The 16,202-nt window shown below is 63.6% G+C and carries 16 protein-coding genes; 6 read left to right on the top strand and 10 right to left on the bottom strand.

Going from position 1 to position 16,202, the window contains the following annotated elements; translation table 11 throughout:
• Positions 1-4: 4 nt before the first annotated feature.
• The 3 genes from U0034_RS09350 to motA form a co-directional block, all read right to left on the bottom strand.
• On the bottom strand, positions 5-1,024 hold the full coding sequence (locus U0034_RS09350) for a hypothetical protein (protein ID WP_085230607.1): 1,020 nt from the start codon (positions 1,022-1,024) through the stop codon (positions 5-7).
• A 184-nt stretch (positions 1,025-1,208) separates the two neighbouring features.
• Positions 1,209-2,219: a flagellar motor protein MotB gene (gene motB, locus U0034_RS09355; protein ID WP_085230608.1), complete on the bottom strand. Its 1,011-nt coding sequence runs from the start codon at positions 2,217-2,219 to the stop codon at positions 1,209-1,211.
• A 10-nt stretch (positions 2,220-2,229) separates the two neighbouring features.
• Positions 2,230-3,108, bottom strand: a complete 879-nt coding sequence (gene motA / locus U0034_RS09360) for a flagellar motor stator protein MotA (protein WP_085230609.1) — start codon at positions 3,106-3,108, stop codon at positions 2,230-2,232.
• 557 nt (positions 3,109-3,665) lie between these two features.
• On the opposite strand from motA, the gene U0034_RS09365 reads away from it, so the two are divergent.
• Complete coding sequence (locus tag U0034_RS09365; RefSeq protein WP_085230610.1) at positions 3,666-5,222, top strand: methyl-accepting chemotaxis protein; 1,557 nt, start codon at positions 3,666-3,668, stop codon at positions 5,220-5,222.
• 165 nt (positions 5,223-5,387) lie between these two features.
• Here the strand turns inward: U0034_RS09365 and U0034_RS09370 are convergent, their stop codons facing one another.
• Together U0034_RS09370 and U0034_RS09375 are read right to left on the bottom strand one after the other, a co-directional pair.
• Complete coding sequence (locus tag U0034_RS09370; RefSeq protein ID WP_176072627.1) at positions 5,388-5,828, bottom strand: VirK family protein; 441 nt, start codon at positions 5,826-5,828, stop codon at positions 5,388-5,390.
• Positions 5,829-5,831: 3 nt separating this feature from the next.
• On the bottom strand, positions 5,832-6,023 hold the full coding sequence (locus tag U0034_RS09375; RefSeq protein WP_085230612.1) for a hypothetical protein: 192 nt from the start codon (positions 6,021-6,023) through the stop codon (positions 5,832-5,834).
• A 182-nt stretch (positions 6,024-6,205) separates the two neighbouring features.
• Between U0034_RS09375 and U0034_RS09380 the strand changes: the two genes are divergently transcribed.
• Positions 6,206-6,697, top strand: a complete 492-nt coding sequence (locus tag U0034_RS09380; RefSeq protein ID WP_085230613.1) for a tetratricopeptide repeat protein — start codon at positions 6,206-6,208, stop codon at positions 6,695-6,697.
• Between the two features lie 28 nt (positions 6,698-6,725).
• A complete protein-coding gene (locus U0034_RS09385) occupies positions 6,726-7,505 on the top strand; it encodes a hypothetical protein (protein ID WP_139831226.1) in 780 nt (259 codons plus the stop codon).
• A gap of 173 nt (positions 7,506-7,678) precedes the next feature.
• Here the strand turns inward: U0034_RS09385 and gspG are convergent, their stop codons facing one another.
• Positions 7,679-8,314: a type II secretion system major pseudopilin GspG gene (gene gspG / locus U0034_RS09390; RefSeq protein ID WP_085230615.1), complete on the bottom strand. Its 636-nt coding sequence runs from the start codon at positions 8,312-8,314 to the stop codon at positions 7,679-7,681.
• Positions 8,315-8,681: 367 nt separating this feature from the next.
• Between gspG and U0034_RS09395 the strand changes: the two genes are divergently transcribed.
• The 3 genes from U0034_RS09395 to flhC all read left to right on the top strand — a co-directional run bounded on the left by U0034_RS09395 (position 8,682) and on the right by flhC (position 11,257).
• Positions 8,682-10,142: a DHA2 family efflux MFS transporter permease subunit gene (locus tag U0034_RS09395; protein WP_085230616.1), complete on the top strand. Its 1,461-nt coding sequence runs from the start codon at positions 8,682-8,684 to the stop codon at positions 10,140-10,142.
• A gap of 305 nt (positions 10,143-10,447) precedes the next feature.
• A complete protein-coding gene (gene flhD, locus U0034_RS09400; RefSeq protein WP_233211879.1) occupies positions 10,448-10,708 on the top strand; it encodes a flagellar transcriptional regulator FlhD in 261 nt (86 codons plus the stop codon).
• Positions 10,709-10,723: 15 nt separating this feature from the next.
• Positions 10,724-11,257, top strand: a complete 534-nt coding sequence (flhC, locus tag U0034_RS09405; RefSeq protein WP_085230618.1) for a flagellar transcriptional regulator FlhC — start codon at positions 10,724-10,726, stop codon at positions 11,255-11,257.
• 184 nt (positions 11,258-11,441) lie between these two features.
• On the opposite strand, the gene U0034_RS09410 is transcribed toward flhC, so the two are convergent.
• The 4 genes from U0034_RS09410 to U0034_RS09425 form a co-directional block, all read right to left on the bottom strand.
• Positions 11,442-13,142 (bottom strand): tannase/feruloyl esterase family alpha/beta hydrolase, encoded by a 1,701-nt coding sequence (locus tag U0034_RS09410; protein WP_085230619.1) that lies wholly within the window; start codon positions 13,140-13,142, stop codon positions 11,442-11,444.
• 66 nt (positions 13,143-13,208) lie between these two features.
• Positions 13,209-13,949 carry a 3-oxoacyl-ACP reductase FabG gene (gene fabG, locus U0034_RS09415; RefSeq protein WP_085230620.1) on the bottom strand — a complete coding sequence of 247 codons (741 nt, stop codon included), beginning with the start codon at positions 13,947-13,949 and terminating at the stop codon, positions 13,209-13,211.
• 124 nt (positions 13,950-14,073) lie between these two features.
• On the bottom strand, positions 14,074-14,865 hold the full coding sequence (locus tag U0034_RS09420) for an SDR family oxidoreductase (RefSeq protein ID WP_085230621.1): 792 nt from the start codon (positions 14,863-14,865) through the stop codon (positions 14,074-14,076).
• Positions 14,852-16,198: an MFS transporter gene (locus U0034_RS09425; RefSeq protein ID WP_085230622.1), complete on the bottom strand. Its 1,347-nt coding sequence runs from the start codon at positions 16,196-16,198 to the stop codon at positions 14,852-14,854. Before U0034_RS09425 ends, U0034_RS09420 begins: the two co-directional genes overlap by 14 nt.
• Positions 16,199-16,202: the final 4 nt, after the last annotated feature.

Raw genomic sequence — 16,202 nt, forward strand, 5'->3', positions numbered from 1 at the left:
TGCGTCAGCCGGCTGCCTGCGTCTCGACTTGCGGCGCCGCGGCGAACGCGGGCGCGGCGGGTTGGCCCGTGCCATGGGCGGCATGGCCGAAATGGGCATCGACTTTGGCCACGAACTCGGCCACGTTCGGCTCCCACGCCAATTCGAGATCCTGCATGCGTTGCAGGAACGCCTTGCGCTCGAGCTCGAACTCGTCGAAGAAATTGTCGCCCATGGTCGTGCCGGAGTGCACGCGCGGCAGCGTGCCGAACTCCGTGCCGTCGATTTCGGCGTCGGTCCAGGGCCCGTTGTGCAGGAACACCGGCACGGCGCCGCAGCTCAGCGCTTCGACGTTGATGTTGCTGCACGCGTCGCCCGAGAAGAATAGACGGCAGTTGCGCAGCAGCATGGCCAGCTCTTCCTTCGTGCGCGGCCAGGTGCGGGTGATCGTGAGCGTATTCGGCATCGAGCCCGTGAGCCCGTAATTCTCGCCCTTGCCGAGATAGGTGATGTCGAGCTTGCGGTCTTTCGCCGGATGCGTGTTCCGGTCATGAAAGAGCGGGTTTTGCCGCGAAAAGAACGCCACCTGGTGCGGATTCGGGTGCATCGTCTTCGAATGCGCGAGGATGAAATCGCGCGGGCCCACGTTGACCCGCTTGCCCGAGCGCAGATTGCCGTCTTTGTTGAGGAAATAGTGCACGACCTGCTTCGCGTTCAGCAGATTCAAGCACATGACCTCGGGATAGACGACATAGCACTCGTCGATGCGTTTTTGCGAGAAATCCTTCAACAGCTTCAGGCCGAAGCGGTCGCGCGTCTGCTTGACGGCCTCGATCACTGAGCGGTCCGCATCGTTCATGGCGACGAACGTATCGAAGTCCAGGTCGATGATGATCTCCTGGTCGCCTCTTTGCGAGTTGACGCAGTAGTACACCGAGCGGCCCAGCTTCTCGATCGCGCGCCCGAGTTCCACGAGCGCGAGCACGCCGTTCGAGTGTGTCACGGCGAAAAGCGGCGCGCAGATGATGAAGTCGGGCTGGGTCATGGTCGTTTCACTCGCTGAAGATGTGCGGCCACGCAAAAAAGCGCCGGAGGGAGCCGGCGCTTTTACGCATTCGGACAGGCTTCAGTCTAGCGACCCGCGCCGGCAGCAATTGCGCGAATACCGGCCCGATTTGCCCGTATTTCCGGGCACAGGGGCCCGCCGCGGGGGATCGCCGCGGGGGGGATTACTGCATGCGCCCGCCCGCGGCCGCCACGGCGGCCACCGGCGCGGGAACACGCAGTGCCGCGGGCTGCACCGCCTGGCGAATCGCCTCGCCGGCCGGCTGCGCCTGATCGTCGATATCCTTGCGCCCGCCGTCGCGGTAGAACGCCTGTTCGGCGGCCTTGTTCATGACGAGGATGCTGATGCGGCGGTTCGTCGGCTGATTCGAATCGTTGCCGGAGAGGGGGATCACGTCGGCAAGCCCGCGCACCTGCAGTACTTTTTCGTTACGCATGCCGCCCGCCACCAGCGCGCGGCGCGCGGCGTTGGCGCGCTCGGACGACAGCTCCCAATTCGTGTAGCCCACCGGGCCGCCGACGTAGGGAACGTCGTCGGTATGGCCCGCGATCGAAATGTGGTTTTCCACGTCGTTGAGCGCCCCGCCGATCTGCGTGAGGATCGTGGCGGCGTATGGCTCGAGCCGGGTGCTGCCGGAGGCGAACATCGGGCGCTTTTGCGAGTCGACGATTTCGATGCGCAGGCCCTCGGCCGTAATCGAAATGCGGATCTGGTCCTTGTAGGCATTCAGCGCCGGCACGTGCTCGATCAGGGCCGTGAGTTTCGATTTGAGCTGCTGCAACCGCGCCAGATCGTCCGCGGCGAGCGAAGTCGTCGCCGACGTGGGCCGCTCGGGCTGCGTCATGGCGCCCACGGCCGGCCGCGTATCGGCGAGGTCGTGGCCACCGCCCTGCACGACGCTCGGCCGCGCGGTGTCGGACGTATCCTTGCCCTGCATGAGCGCCGAAAGCGGCGTATTGAAGTAATCGGCGATGCCCTGCTTTTCGTACTTCGAAGTCGAACTGAGCAGCCACATCAGCAGGAAGAACGCCATCATCGCGGTCACGAAGTCCGCGTACGCGATCTTCCACGCTCCGCCGTGATGTCCGCCGTGGTCGCCGCCCTTCTTCGAGCGGCGCACGACGATACTCATCGGCCGCTTCTCGGCCGCCTCGCGTGAGAGCCTGTCACCCATCGTCCGCTCCTTACGACTGCGCCGGCTTGGCGGCGACCTTGGTCGCGCGCACGGCGTCGTCGAGTTCCTGGAAGGTCGGGCGCACCGAGGTGAACAGTACCTTACGGCCGAATTCCGCCGCGATCGGCGGCGCATAGCCGCTCAGCGAGGCGAGCAAAACCACCTTGACGCATTGGAACGGCTTGGCCGCGTCGCGGCCTTTCGCGTTGAGCAGATCGGCAACGGGACCCACGAAACCGTAGGCGAGCAAGATCCCGAGGAACGTGCCGACGAGTGCCGCGGCGATCATCTCTCCGAGCACGGCCGGGGCGGCGCCCACCGAGCCCATCGTGTGCACGACGCCCATCACGGCCGCGACGATGCCGAAGGCCGGCAGGCCATCGGCCATCTTCTGGATGGCATTCGCGGCGATCGCCTCTTCGGCGTGGTGCGTGACGAGCTCCTCGTCCATGAGGTCCTGCATCTCGAGCACGTTGATGTTGCCCGTCGACATCATGCGCAGATAGTCGATGATGAAGTCGCGCAGATGATGATCGGAGATGATGTGCGGATACTTCTGGAAAAGCGGGCTCTGATCGGGTGCGTCGACATCCGCTTCGAGCGCCATCATCCCTTCCTTGCGCGCCTTTTGCAGCAGTTCGTAGAGCAGCGCGATCAACTCGAGGTACTTCTGCTTGTCGTAGCTGCCGCCGCGAAAGATCGAGGGCAGGCTCTTGAGCGTCTTTCTCAGCGTGCTCGTGGGGTTGCTGACCACGAATGCCCCGATGGCAGCCCCGAAGATACAGACGAGCTCGAATGGCTGTATGAGCGCGGCGATGTGGCCGCCCTCGCCGACGAAGCTCCCGATGATCGACCCGATCACCAAGACCCAACCAATGACGACAAACATGTTCTCTCCTATTGCGGCGAGTGCGCACTTCCCTTCCAAGCCGCGCGATGTCGTCGTACGGTGGTGCGTTGGTGCAATTGCGTTTTCCTGCGAAGCAAAGCGCCGCCCATCGCCCGCAATGCGAATCGGGCAGCCGACATGGCGTTTCCTGCCACTGACGCCAGGCGGCACGGCTTCGTTTCCTTCAAGCGTGGTATCGGCGCGAGAGGGACAAATCTGAAGTGCGGCCCCCTGGAAAAAATGGGGCGGAGGCCTGCTGCGGTGAGAGGATCGGTACGTCTTGCCGATCCCGGAGGACGCGTGCGTACAGTAGGAAGCGCCCCCGCCGGAGTCTAACAACCTTCAAAAATCATATAAACATTTGTATGAATATTGGCTATCATCGCGAACTGGACCGATCCGCCCTGCCCCGCTTCGCGGCGCAACACGCCTCGCGCGGGCAAACGATTGCGGGCGACCGGCCTGCCGCGCGCGCCGCTTCGCACGCGGCGAGACGTCATGACAAGAAAGCCGGGCGCGCGGGCCGCGCTCGCCACACATAGCAAGGGACCATCATCATGTTTCGCAATCTATCCGTCAGGACGGGGCTGACGCTGGCAACGAGCATCTTCGTCATGCTCGTGATCGTGGTGGGCGCGCTCGCCTTTACCTCGATGCGCACCGCCAACCGGGCGCTGGCGCGCATGTACGAGCACGATCTCGCGGCAACCGACGCGCTCACGCGCAGCTCGGAACTGCTGCTGCGTTGCCGCTCGGCGAAGAACCGTTACGAATCGCTGATCGGCAAGCAACAGGAAGACGATGCGGCCAAGCAACTGCAACTCGCATACGGCTTTTGCAACGAGTCCCAGAAGCAGTGGGAAGCGTTCGCGGCGGTACCGGTGTCGGGCGACGCGCGCGCGCTCCTCGACGATGCGGCGGCAAAGCACGCGGCGATGATGGCGCAGGGCATCATGCCGGAATTCGACGCGCTCAAGGCGCGGGACTTCGAAGCGTATCGCCGCATTCAGCTCGAATACAGCAGCCCGCTTTACAACGCATTCGACAAGCTTTCAGGGCCGCTGCGCGAGTACGCGGCGGCGCGTGCGAAGTCGCGCTTCGACGAGACGAACGAGCAGGCACGCATGGTCAACACCGTGATTGCGGTTTGCGCGTTGCTGGCGGTAGGTATCGGAATTTACGTGCGCTTCGCGCTGACGCGTGCCGTGGTCGATCCGCTCAACGTCATGGTGAGCGACTTCGAGCGCATCGCGCAGGGCGATTTGAACCGGCGCATCGAAGTGAGCGGACGCAACGAGATCGGCAAGCTGCAGGATGCCCTGCACCGGATGCAGGCCGAGTTGGCCGGCACGGTCCACAGCATTCGCGCGACGACGGGCTCCATCACCGTGGCGGCGAGCGAAATCGCCGTGGGCAACGCCGATCTGTCGGCTCGCACCGAACAACAGGCCGCGTCGCTCGAAGAAACGGCGGCCAGCATGGAGCAGTTGACGGGCACCGTGCAGCAAAACGCCGAGAACGCGCGGCAGGCGTCGCAGCTCGCGCAGAGCGCGTCGGAGATCGCGCACAAGGGCAGCGAGGTGGTGGGCAACGTCGTGGCCACGATGGACGAGATCAATCGGAGTTCGGCCAAGATCGCGGACATCATCGCCATTATCGAAGGCATCGCGTTTCAGACCAACATCCTCGCGCTCAATGCGGCCGTGGAAGCGGCGCGCGCGGGTGAAGAGGGCCGTGGTTTCGCCGTAGTCGCGGGCGAAGTGCGCAGCCTCGCGCAGCGATCGTCGAACGCGGCGCGCGAGATCAAGGCGCTGATCGATACGTCGATCGACCGCGTGCAGGCCGGCGCCGGGCTCGTGGACCAAGCCGGCAGGACGATGGACGAAATCACGGCCGCCGTGCGACGCGTGACCGACATCATGGGCGAGATTTCGGCGGCCTCCGACGAGCAAAGCCGCGGCATTCAGCAGGTAGGGCAGGCGGTGACGCAGATGGACGAGGTGACGCAGCAAAACGCGGCGCTCGTCGAACAGGCGGCCGCGGCTGCGCAGTCGCTCGACGAGCAGGCCAGGGCATTGAAGCAGGCGGTGGCTGTTTTCGCGGTGCAGGCGTAATGGCGGGGCGGCCTTGCAGATGCGTTTCGATCGCAAACGAAACGCGCACGGCATCCGGGCACGTGCATTGTTGAGCCGGTGAGCGGCTGCGCCGGGGCGGCGCCCCGGCTATCGGCGCGAGTGCGCCGGCCCACACACCAACATCAAACCAACATCAAACCGACATCAACGATGTTCGGTGAAAAAGCTCACGCCCTGATTGACGGCACAGGTGTAGCCGATCTGCGAGCCGATGCGCGTGTACGACGGCAGCGAGAACATGTCCATCGTGAACGCGATCGTCTGGTCGGGCTTCACCTGATAGCGGATGAACTGCCATATCGGCTGGCCCGTGCGATCGACGGTGGCGTGCTCGTCCGCGAAGCTGAGCGTGCCATCCTGAACGATCCGGTAGGCACCGATCCTGAGTCCGCCCCGGGTCGTGCCGGGCGAGGTGGTGCCGGCGGCGGGAGCGCAGACGGTGAGGTCGACCGTGGCGGCTACGCTTGCACCGCGCGCAAGTGCCGCTTCCACCTGAGACAAGCTCGACAGTTGGATCGTGGAAGAAGCGAAAGCCGCGCTCGAACACGCGGCCAGCGAAACAGCAGTCACTAACGTTCTAAGCATCTTTTACCCTCGGTTGATATAGGGAAGCGCACCGGCAACACGCGCGGGCTGCATGCGCGCGTTCGATACCGCCAGATAGACGGCAACGCCTGCCCGCTTGCCGTTGCCCAGCGCCCCTCTCGTGGCGCCGACGAAGCGGGAAGGCCGCACCTGTCCGCCGTAAGTGGCGGCGCGGCGGAAAAAGGTTGCGGGCACGCAAAAAAATACGGCCGACGCAGGCCATCCCGGCCCCCTCTCTGCCAGCCATGGCCAACCTCCGGGCGGCCTTGCGCGACGAGCAATCGCAATCCGAAAGGAAAGGACCAATCTCGGAAGGAGGCGCGCCGTCGAAAACTTACACTCGTGCCCCAGGCGTCTTTCGAACAAAGGAGCTAGGCATGGACGGAAAACGCGGATCGGGCGGACGAGATGGACATCACGACGAAGCGGCGCTTGTCGAGCAATACGCGGCACTCGTCGAAGCGCACGGCGATCTGACAGAGGCGTTCGGCATCGCCGCGCAGGATATCGACGCGAGCTATCAGGACGGGATGCACGCTTATCGCAGCGGCGAGTACCAGTTGGCGTCTCGCCATTTCTCTTCGCTCGCCTTTCTGAATCCCCGGGATGGCCAACTGCACCTTGCCGCCGGCAGCGCCATGCAGCAACTCGGCGCACACGAGGCGGCGCTCGCCTATTTCTCCGCGGCGGCCGAGTTGATGCCCGACGATCCCGGCACCTGGTTTCGGCTGGCCGAGTCACAGGTGGCGCTGTCGCATGACGAGGCGGGCCGGGAAAGCTTGCGCCGCTGCCTGAGCCTTTGCGCATCGGGCAATGTGCGCCCCGGCTTGCATGCCCATGCCGAGGCCCTGATGGACAGGCTTCTTTGAATCTCAACCACCCTACGAGGAGATGGTCATGAATATCCCTTCGCTTCTCACAACGCCGCTCCGCACGGACCCGGCGACCTACATCGCCTCCGCCGGCGCCCCCGAGTCCACGCCGCGGGTGCGGCCGGACGCGGGCACCGTCGCGCTGGCGGAAAACGTCACGCTCTATACGAGCAAGGACCGCAAGCACGATAACCCATTGACGATGAGCGGCAAATCGGGCGACTACGTCAGATTTGTGGACACGAAAGACAAGGAATACAAGTACACGCCGACCGACAAGCCCACGGTCTTCCTGGACGCGAAGGGCAGGAACGTCTACGTGGTCGACTCGAAGGAACACAGGGAGGCGGTTGCCGCACTGCGCGACAGGGCGGACAACCAGGGCAGGATACTGCGCGACATGCCGTTGCCTCAGTACGTCGCCCGGGCAGCCGCGCTCGGTGCCATAGCCGGTGGAACGATAGGCGGAACGGCAGCGGGCATTCCGGGCGCGGTGGGCGGGGCCGTGGCTGGTGCCGCCGTTATCGGGGGCCCCGCCGCGGCCATCGCCAACCTGATGCTGCACAAGGACCAGTTCATCCTCCGCGACAAATTGGCGGTACTGCAGGACACGGGCGTGATGCGGCGGGCTGAAACACTACGGGATGCGGTTGTGCACAGCACCAACGGCAAAGGGGCGGCCTTTTACGAATGCTTGTTCAGCACCTCCGACGATACGGTCGCGCTGGCCGAGCAGGAAGCGTCGAGACGGCTCGATGCACTCGTCGAGCAAGAGGGCAAAGCCGCTGCTCAGCCGGCCGCCTGAGCCAAGTGCGACGCCGGCGCGGCGCACCGGGCGACGTGCCGCCGCATCTCCGCGCGCTCCCCGACATCTCCGGCGTCTTTGCCGCGGCCTGAAACCCAGTGCTCAATTCGTCCAACGCCCGGCGGATGGACTGAACCGACCCGAGCGGCCGCGCGATGGCCTTGAATCGATCGTTATCGGTTCGCGCCAGCGGTTTTGCTTCGCAATGCATTGCGTTCGGCGGCGGCCACTGCGGGGTCCCACGAGCCGATGTCCGCGTCCTTGCCATGCCCGTTCGGTTGGCCGTCCGCGCCGAGGCTCACGACCTCGATCTCGCCATGGGGGCCCGGATTCAGATACTGGTAGGGGTGCCCGAACGGGTCATCTGGCAGGCGAGCCAGATAGCCGCCCCTCCAATTCTCCGGTATCGGCTCGATGACCGGCTTCTCCACCAGCGCCCGCAGCCCTTGCGCCTGTGATGGATAAGTGCCGTTATCGAGGCGATACAGCGTGAGCGCGAGCACGATGATGGCGATGTCCTGCGTGGCGACGGTTCGCTTCGCTTCGTAGTCACGCGTGTGCGCGCCCGGGGCTGCATTTTCGTGGGCAGCGACCTTGCGCGCAGCAGTGGCGTTCGCGCAGTTCGGATCGTTACGCAGTTGAGCGGAGTCTGCTTCGCACGCCGCGAGCACAGCTCGACGCAGATTGGCATTGCCGTCGAACTCTTCCACGCTGTGGACGTGATCGACCGAAGATACCTGCGCGGCGGGCTTGCAAGCGGCGAGGGCAGCCGAGAGCAGCAACGGACATAACAACTGCGATCTTGTCATCGACGATCCTGGAAGTCTTTGAGTGCGCGCTATCGCTTGGCGGCACGAGGAGTATAAGTCCATGCGGCGATCCGCTGGTCCGCGGGTGGCGGTTCCGCACGGCCGAAATCGCAAGGACGTTCGAAGCGCTCGTTAGCCGAATCGATCGTACGAGGTATCGAACGGGCCGCCGTGTATCGAAAGCGACCGTTTTGCTCTATGCTCGGGCGTCGAAGCGAAAGGCGCGCTGCTGGCCTGTGCGCGTCGCCCACGGGCCAGCCAGCGACCGCCAAACCGCGCGAAACCGTGCCAAGCGCGCCGACGCAAAGCGCCGCAGGCAACCGGCTCATAAAATGGAGCGGTCGCTGGAAACAAGGAGGAGCTGTCCATGACGCATCGGATCGACGGATCGGGACGCTGGATCGCGCTTGTCGTTCTCTGCCTGGGCGTGCTGATGATCGTGCTCGACACCACGATCGTGAACGTCGCCCTGCCCTCCATCCGCGCCGACCTCCGCTTCACGGAGGCGTCGCTGGTGTGGGTCGTCAACGCGTACATGCTCACGTTCGGCGGCTTCCTGCTGCTCGGCGGCCGGCTCGGCGACCTGCTCGGGCACCGGCGTATGTTTCTCGCAGGCATCACGCTTTTCACCGCGGCGTCCGCCGCTTGCGGTCTGGCGAATTCGCAGGCGCTGCTGGTGGCCGCACGAGCCGTGCAGGGTCTCGGTGGCGCGGTGGTATCGGCCGTGTCGCTGTCGCTGATCATGAACCTGTTTACGTCGCAGGCCGACCGCGCCAAGGCGATGGGCATCTACGGCTTCGTGTGCGCGGGCGGCGGCAGCATCGGCGTGCTGCTGGGTGGCGTGCTGACGAGCGTGCTGAACTGGCACTGGATCTTTCTCGTCAACGTGCCGATCGGTGTGGCCGTGTATCTCGCATGCATGACCTTGCTGCCCGCGGGCCAGCCGCTCGCACAACGCGAGAAGCTCGACGTGGGCGGCGCGCTTGCCGTCACGAGTTCGCTCATGCTGGCCGTTTATGCCATCGTGCATGGCAACGAGGCCGGATGGATATCGACGCAAACGCTTACCGGACTCGGCGCCGCCATTGCGCTGATGATTGCGTTTCTCGTCATCGAGGCGCGCGTCACGCATCCGCTGATGCCGCTGCGCATGTTCGCCCTGCGCAACGTCGCCACGGCCAACGTCGTCGGCGTGCTTTGGGCGGCCGCGATGTTCGCGTGGTTCTTCATGTCCGCACTGTATTTGCAGCGGGTGCTCAAATACAGCGCCATGGAAGTCGGCCTGTCGTTCCTGCCGGCCAACATCATCATGGCCGTGTTCTCGCTGGGATTGTCGGCAAAACTGGTGATGCGCTTCGGCGTACGCGGTCCGCTGGCGGTGGGGCTGCTGATCGCGGCGCTCGGGCTCGCCTCCTTCGCGCGGGTACCCGTCGATGGAGAATTCACGGCGGACGTGCTGCCCGGGATGATCCTGCTCGGGCTCGGGGCCGGGGTGGCGTTCAACCCGGTGCTGCTGGCCGCCATGAGCGATGTCGCCCCGGAAGAATCCGGGCTCGCGTCAGGGGTGGTCAATACCTCGTTCATGATGGGTGGAGCGCTCGGCCTCGCGGTTCTGGCGAGTCTCGCGAGCGCGCAGACGCGGGAACTCGTGGCGGCAGGCACGGACCTCAGCGCGGCCCTCAACCATGGATACCGGCTCGCGTTCCTGCTCGGCGCAATTGCGGCGGCACTCGCGGCGACGTTCGCGGGCCTCTTTCTGCGAACACGCACGCACGGTGTGGCGGACGGCGCGCGCGATGCTTCGCGCCCTGTTTCCGGCAGCCGGTAAGCGGGCGCTACGCGCGGCGCGGGGGCCTGCGCCTACGGTTTTCCGCAGGGGTTTCGTGGTGGTGGCGGGTGCGCGTAGGAAAATACGTACAAGACGCACTGCCAGGACGACATCATGTTCCGACAGCGCTGATTGGTTCAGCCAAGAATCTGAACAATACTTTCCTCCAACGCAGCACCGTTCCTTCGCAGCTTCGACAGCGAAAAAAACGGACGGTATGCGACCCGATTTCCTGGCCCTGGAGGCAAAGCGTGGACGATCGCGAAGTGCTCGAATCGATACGTGAATTCAATCTCTCGTATCTGATGCTGGCGCAGCAAATGCTTAATGAGGACTATGCCGAGGGCTTGTTCAAGCTTGGTTTGTCCGCGCAGATGGCCGATCTCGTTCACACGCTGACACCCGCGCAAACGATCAAGTTTGCGCAAAGCCGCGACCTCGTTTGCGACTTTCGATTCGACGACGCCGCGAGCATCGCGGCCCTGACGGCCGAGAAAGGGCACGATCTTGCCGCGACGCACGCGGCGATCCTTCTTGCCGCGCAGCCTGCCAAGCAATTCAGCTGAACGAGGGAGCCAGTCATGCCGAAGATGAGCATTATCCAAGAAGCCCAGGAAGTCGCCCGTGCCGTGGCGCTGATCGAATTGGGCGCGCGCATGCAGGTGCTCGAGTCCGAGCTGTCGCTTTCGCGTGAACGCCTGATCCGGCTCTATCGGGAAGTCAAGGAAGAATCGCCGCCTAAGGGCATGCTGCCATCGTCCGCCGACTGGTACATGACGTGGCAAGCGAATATTCATGCGTCGCTGTTCTATCACACGTACTCGTTTCTGCGAAACGAAGCGCGCTGCGCGCATGTGGATGCGCTCACCAAGGGATATCGGCTTTACCGCGAGCATTGCACGCGCGGGGCACTCGACGTGCATCTGGATTTGACGCGCGCCTGGACGCTCGTGCGGTTTTTCAACGGCGGCATTCTCGATATGCATCAATGCCAACGGTGCAAGGGCAAGTTCGTGTCGTACAAGCACGATCTGCCGCGCGGGAAAGCTTGCGTCATGTGTCAGCCGCCGTCGCGCGCCGGGAAGAAGGCGACCGCCGCCGCGGCTTTGAATTGAGTTGCTAACCGGAGACCTGAAATGTTGATCGCTACCCTATTGGCTCACTCGGTGTTGCTCGGGTTGTTCGCCCGTTACGCCATGACGGCGAAGCGCGCGCAAGGTCTGCGACGTGCGTACGCCGTGGTGCAAAAAAGGCGGTGAGACCGGCGCTGAATGCGGGAAGCGCGGGCGGCGCCGTCGATTACTCCACGCACTGGAACGAGCCGGCCTGATTGACGTCGCCCCCTTCGTACCGCGCCCATTTCGGGTAATCGCATAGCGGCCGCGTGCGGCCCGGGACGCCGGCGGTGTCGGTCGTTACCTGGCCCGCGGGCGCCTTGCCTCTCTCGACCCATTGATCGAGCGCTGTCAGGGAATCCCAGGTGGCGTTGAAGGTGCTGCTCGCCGCATGGCCCATTCCGGGAATCTCGTAGAAGCGCACAAACGACTCGACGCGACGAACGCCGAACCGCTCCTGCAGCCGTCGATAATATTGCTCGGTCGCGCGCGTGCTGACGAGGACATCGACGGATCCGTGTGCGAGCAGCAGCTTCCCACCTCGTTGCCGGAAAGCGGAAATATCGGTGCTCGTGTCGAGCTGCGAACTGAGTTCGCCGATACGGTTGGCCCATACGCCGGGCTGCTCGGGATCGAGCGACAGCGAATTGAAGCTCGGATCCCTCGTGACGGAATACTTGATCCACTGATCGGTCAGCACGCTGATGTATGGCGCCGTGGAAGGCATAGGATTCGCCGGCTGCGAGGTGCCCAAGGCGAGGAAGGTCACCACAGGCTCGACGGGGGAACTACGCGTGGTCATGCCGAGATCGGCTCCCCAGACGTTGTATCCGGGGTATTGCGTCTCGCCACTCGCCAGTTGGAAGCGAAAGTGGGTTGACGTATTCATCGTGTTTAACGCTTCGATCTGTGCATCGGACAGGCAACGGTCGCCCGTGTCGCCCCCCTTGGGGCAGCGCAACGGGGCGCCATTCAAAGTGGCGGTGGAGGGATCGAATCGCGCGTTACATCGTTGCTGGTCGCTGATCAGCCCATCGGCCACGCCATCCAGTACGTCGCATGCCTGCATCGCCGCGTCGTACAGTGCTTCGCGTTTGCCGACGGAAAGATAAGCGCCTGGCTTGGCGAGCGCACGATTCATGCGTTGGCCTCCGAGCAGCGCCGCTGCGTCGTCCCAGGCGGGATACCAGGCAATCGCGCCGTTCCAATCCGACGGCCAGCGTTGAATCGCCGCCAACGCTTCGCGTCCGCCAGTCGATCCGCCAGCGAAGTACGCCTTGCGCGGCCCGCGCATATAGCGGGTCTCGATGATTGCAAGAGCGACATCGTGCGTTTTCTTTATCGCGTCGCCGCCGAAATTTCTCAGCGCTTCGTCATTCAAACCAAAGCGGCCGTCCTGCGAACCCAACGCGTTCGCCTGATGGCCCGAGTCGCTGGCAAACGTCGCATAGCCGCGGCCGAGCGGCACCGGTCTGTCGGCCGGACCGTTCGGAACGTTGCCCGCTATGTTGGGAATGGTGCCGTCAAAACCGCCACCGCCGAACATGACGACCTTATCGTTCCATTGCGCGGGCAACGCGATCTTGAACTGAATGTCGGGCGCCGACCGGTCGAGCGGGGATATTTTGCCGGTGACCTCGCAATATTCCGGCAAAGCGGTTGCGCCACTTCCGCTGGCAGCGACCGGCTTGACGGCGGTTACGACCGCACCCGATGTGGGTAAGCCGATTTCGAAGGGGGGCACGATCAAGCCTCGAAGGCGCTCGCAGGCGGCCACTTGGCGTGCATCGGGAGTCGCTGCGATGCTGGATGCCGAGACCGCCGACGCAAGCACAAGCGCGGCGACGCACGCAACTTTCCCAGCGCGAAGGTGAACGCGAATCATGATGTCTCCGTGTTGACAAAAGTTTTCCGCTGCGCGCGCCGTTCGCACTGCCTGCGCTTTGCGCGGCTATAGCGTCATGCCGCCAGAAGCTTCGATTACGGCGCCATTGATATAACTCGCTTCGTCGCTCGCGAGAAACGCATAGATGTTTGCGATTTCTTCCGGCTTGCCCAAGCGCCGTAATGGAACCTGGCTTCTCATTTTCTCGAGCACCGGTTGCGGGACTGTGGCCAGGATCGGCGTATCGATAAAACCCGGGGCGACCGCGTTCACGCGGATGCCTTTGGGACCCAGCTCGCGGCTCCACGTCTTCGTGAATCCAATCACCCCGAACTTGGACGCCGCGTAGTTCGTCTGCCCGTAGTTGCCATGGATTCCCACGACCGAACTTGCGTTGAGAATCACGCCGGCCTCCTGCCTGACCATGCAGTCGAGCACCGCCTGAGTCGAGTGGAAAACGCCGCGCAGGTTCACGTCCATGACTTGTTCGAACTGCTCCACGGTCATGTTTTGCAAGCGCGCATCGCGCGTAATGCCCGCGTTGTTCACGAGCACGTCTATTCTGCCGAACCGATGCTGCACGCTGAAGGACATGTCTTTCACCGCGTCACGGTCGGCTACATTGACGGTGAAGCCGACCGCTTGCGCACCCGCCTCACGGCACGCGCCGGCCACTGATTTCACCGCCTCGGCGTTCAGATCGCAGACCGCTACAGCAGCGCCTTCTCGCGCGAACTTCAACGCTATCGCCGCACCGATTCCTTGCCCGGCTCCCGTAACGATTGCGACCTTCCCGTTCAGTCTCATTGAATGGCATCCTTGGTGGCGAATTGTTTTGCAGGAAAGCGGCAGCCTTCGCCATGGTTGCCGATGCAATTCGATGCCGCTCCGGACGCCGGATCATTTGCGGACCTCGGCCTTCCGGTATGCGTCAGAGGTATTCGACATTGCCATCCACGCTGATGGCTTGCCCCGTGATGTTGTATCCCGCGGGCGAGGCGAGGAAAAGCGCCATCGCGGCGACGTCGTCGGCGGTCACCATGCGGCGAAGCGAAATCTTCTTCAGATACAGCGCTTTCATCTCGTCGAACGAAACACCGGTCGACTCGGCCCGGGCGGCTATCACGCTGTCCATCCGGTCGCCCTCCACGACACCCGGCAAGATCGCGTTCACGCGGATGTTGCTCGGCCCGAGTTCGACCGCGAGCGACTTGACGAGCCCTACGATTGCCCATTTGCTCGAAGCGTAAGGCGTGCGGAATGCGTAGCCCAGCCGGCCCGCCACGGACGACATGGCGATGATGGCCGGACAATCCGACGTCTCCTTCAGCAGCGGCACCGCCTTGCGCAGGAAGTAGTACTGGCTGTTCAGGTTGGTCGAAATGGTTCGTTCCCAGTCTTCCGGCTGGAGGGATTCGACCTCGCCCGTCGGACCGGCGATGCCCGCATTGTTGACAAGAATGTCGAGCCCGCCGAGCGTCGCCTTCGCGTCGTCGATAACCTTGTCGACCTGCTCGCGGTTCGCCACATCGGCAACGCCGGCGAGCAGTTTCGGATTCCGCTCTTTGGCCTTTTCCACGGCCGCCCCGTCGACGTCGCAGATGTAGACGCGTGCATCGACTTGAACGAATGCGTCCGCAATCGCCGCGCCAATGCCCGCGGCGGCACCCGATACGAACACGCGCAGGCCGGGTCTTGGCTTGAGAAGCTCAAAGGTATTCATGTGTCGCTCCGTTGGTCGCCGAAACGGCGCGGTCGGCCGCGCGAATGGCTTTGGCAAGCAATGGCACGAGACACAAACCGAGCACCGATGCAACCACCACGACGTTGAAGCCGGAGTCGCTCCTGCCGGTTATCGTCTCGGCCAGCCCGAACAGATACGGCCCGACGAACCCGCCCAGCAAACCGATCGTGTTGATGAAAGCGAGGCCGGCTGCGGCTTGTACGCCTTGCAGGCGCTTCATCGCAACAGCCCAATAGGAAGGCAAGATGCCGCCCGCGAAAAAACCCGTGATACCGAGCAAAGTGATTTGTGCCGCCTGATTTCGAGTGGCGATAAACGCACAGGCGGTGACGATAACGCCTGCGGTCAACACGCTCAGGAAGTGGCAGTCATTGCTTATACGGCGGTGGATGCGCGGCAATGTCAGCACGCCGAGCAGGAAGCCGATGCCGACACTACTCGAGAGCAGGCCGACAAGAATCGGCGATTTCACATGCATCTGCGCGACAATGGAGGGAGTAAAAAAATACAGGCCCACGAACGCGACTTGATTCAGGAAGTAGATCAGCGCGATCAACACCGTGGTCGGACGTTTCAACGCGTCAAACCAGTGCGCCGACGCGAGATCGGCGTGCCCATGCGTGTCGATGACCGCATGAGCCTCGAGCGCTTGTGCTTCTTGCGGCGTCAACCACTTGACCTCGGAAGGGCGGTTCGGCAGTTTGAAGAACAGGATGATGCCCACTACGATCGTGGGCAAGCCTTCCAGCAGGAACATCCACTGCCAGCCGTGCAGCCCCCCGATCCCGCCGAGTTGCATCAGCCCTGCACCCAGCGGATTGCCGATGATGAGTGCAATCGACGGAGCCGTATAAATCCAGCCGACCGCTACCGCCCGATCTCTGCGGCCGAACCACAGCGTGACCATATACATCAGGGCCGGAAAGAGCCCCGCTTCCGCGGCGCCCAGCAATACGCGGAGAATGTAGAACGACCGCTCGCCTTGCACGAACATCATGGCCGTCGATAGCGCGCCCCAGGTGACGGCGATACGCGCGATCCAGGCTCTCGGGCCGATACGGTGGGCTGCCAGATTGCTCGGAACCTCCAGGAGCGCGTAACCGATGAAAAAGATGCCGGCGCCGAGGCCATAAGCGGCGGCGCTGATGCCGAGATCGGCCGCCAATGCGCTTTTGGCGAGCGCCACGTTCGTGCGGTCGATAAAGGACATGAAATAGATCCCGCACATTAGCGGAAGAAGCCTCGTCATCGCCTTGCGGGTCGCTCGCCAGTGAGTCTCGCCGCGGCTGTGGTCGACGGTCGCTGCAGTCATGATG

Source organism: Trinickia caryophylli, from assembly GCF_034424545.1.
GTDB classification, from domain to species: Bacteria; Pseudomonadota; Gammaproteobacteria; order Burkholderiales; family Burkholderiaceae; genus Trinickia; species Trinickia caryophylli.

Bases quoted from the DNA above. Each gene is read 5' to 3' on its own strand.
- U0034_RS09350 (WP_085230607.1), bottom strand. From the start codon at position 1,024: ATGACCCAGCCCGACTTCATCATCTGCGCGCCGCTTTTCGCCGTGACA.
- motB (WP_085230608.1), bottom strand. From the start codon at position 2,219: ATGGGTGACAGGCTCTCACGCGAGGCGGCCGAGAAGCGGCCGATGAGT.
- motA (WP_085230609.1), bottom strand. From the start codon at position 3,108: ATGTTTGTCGTCATTGGTTGGGTCTTGGTGATCGGGTCGATCATCGGG.
- U0034_RS09365 (WP_085230610.1), top strand. From the start codon at position 3,666: ATGTTTCGCAATCTATCCGTCAGGACGGGGCTGACGCTGGCAACGAGC.
- U0034_RS09370 (WP_176072627.1), bottom strand. From the start codon at position 5,828: ATGCTTAGAACGTTAGTGACTGCTGTTTCGCTGGCCGCGTGTTCGAGC.
- U0034_RS09380 (WP_085230613.1), top strand. From the start codon at position 6,206: ATGGACGGAAAACGCGGATCGGGCGGACGAGATGGACATCACGACGAA.
- U0034_RS09385 (WP_139831226.1), top strand. From the start codon at position 6,726: ATGAATATCCCTTCGCTTCTCACAACGCCGCTCCGCACGGACCCGGCG.
- gspG (WP_085230615.1), bottom strand. From the start codon at position 8,314: ATGACAAGATCGCAGTTGTTATGTCCGTTGCTGCTCTCGGCTGCCCTC.
- U0034_RS09395 (WP_085230616.1), top strand. From the start codon at position 8,682: ATGACGCATCGGATCGACGGATCGGGACGCTGGATCGCGCTTGTCGTT.
- flhD (WP_233211879.1), top strand. From the start codon at position 10,448: ATGCTGGCGCAGCAAATGCTTAATGAGGACTATGCCGAGGGCTTGTTC.
- flhC (WP_085230618.1), top strand. From the start codon at position 10,724: ATGCCGAAGATGAGCATTATCCAAGAAGCCCAGGAAGTCGCCCGTGCC.
- U0034_RS09410 (WP_085230619.1), bottom strand. From the start codon at position 13,142: ATGATTCGCGTTCACCTTCGCGCTGGGAAAGTTGCGTGCGTCGCCGCG.
- fabG (WP_085230620.1), bottom strand. From the start codon at position 13,949: ATGAGACTGAACGGGAAGGTCGCAATCGTTACGGGAGCCGGGCAAGGA.
- U0034_RS09420 (WP_085230621.1), bottom strand. From the start codon at position 14,865: ATGAATACCTTTGAGCTTCTCAAGCCAAGACCCGGCCTGCGCGTGTTC.
- U0034_RS09425 (WP_085230622.1), bottom strand. From the start codon at position 16,198: ATGACTGCAGCGACCGTCGACCACAGCCGCGGCGAGACTCACTGGCGA.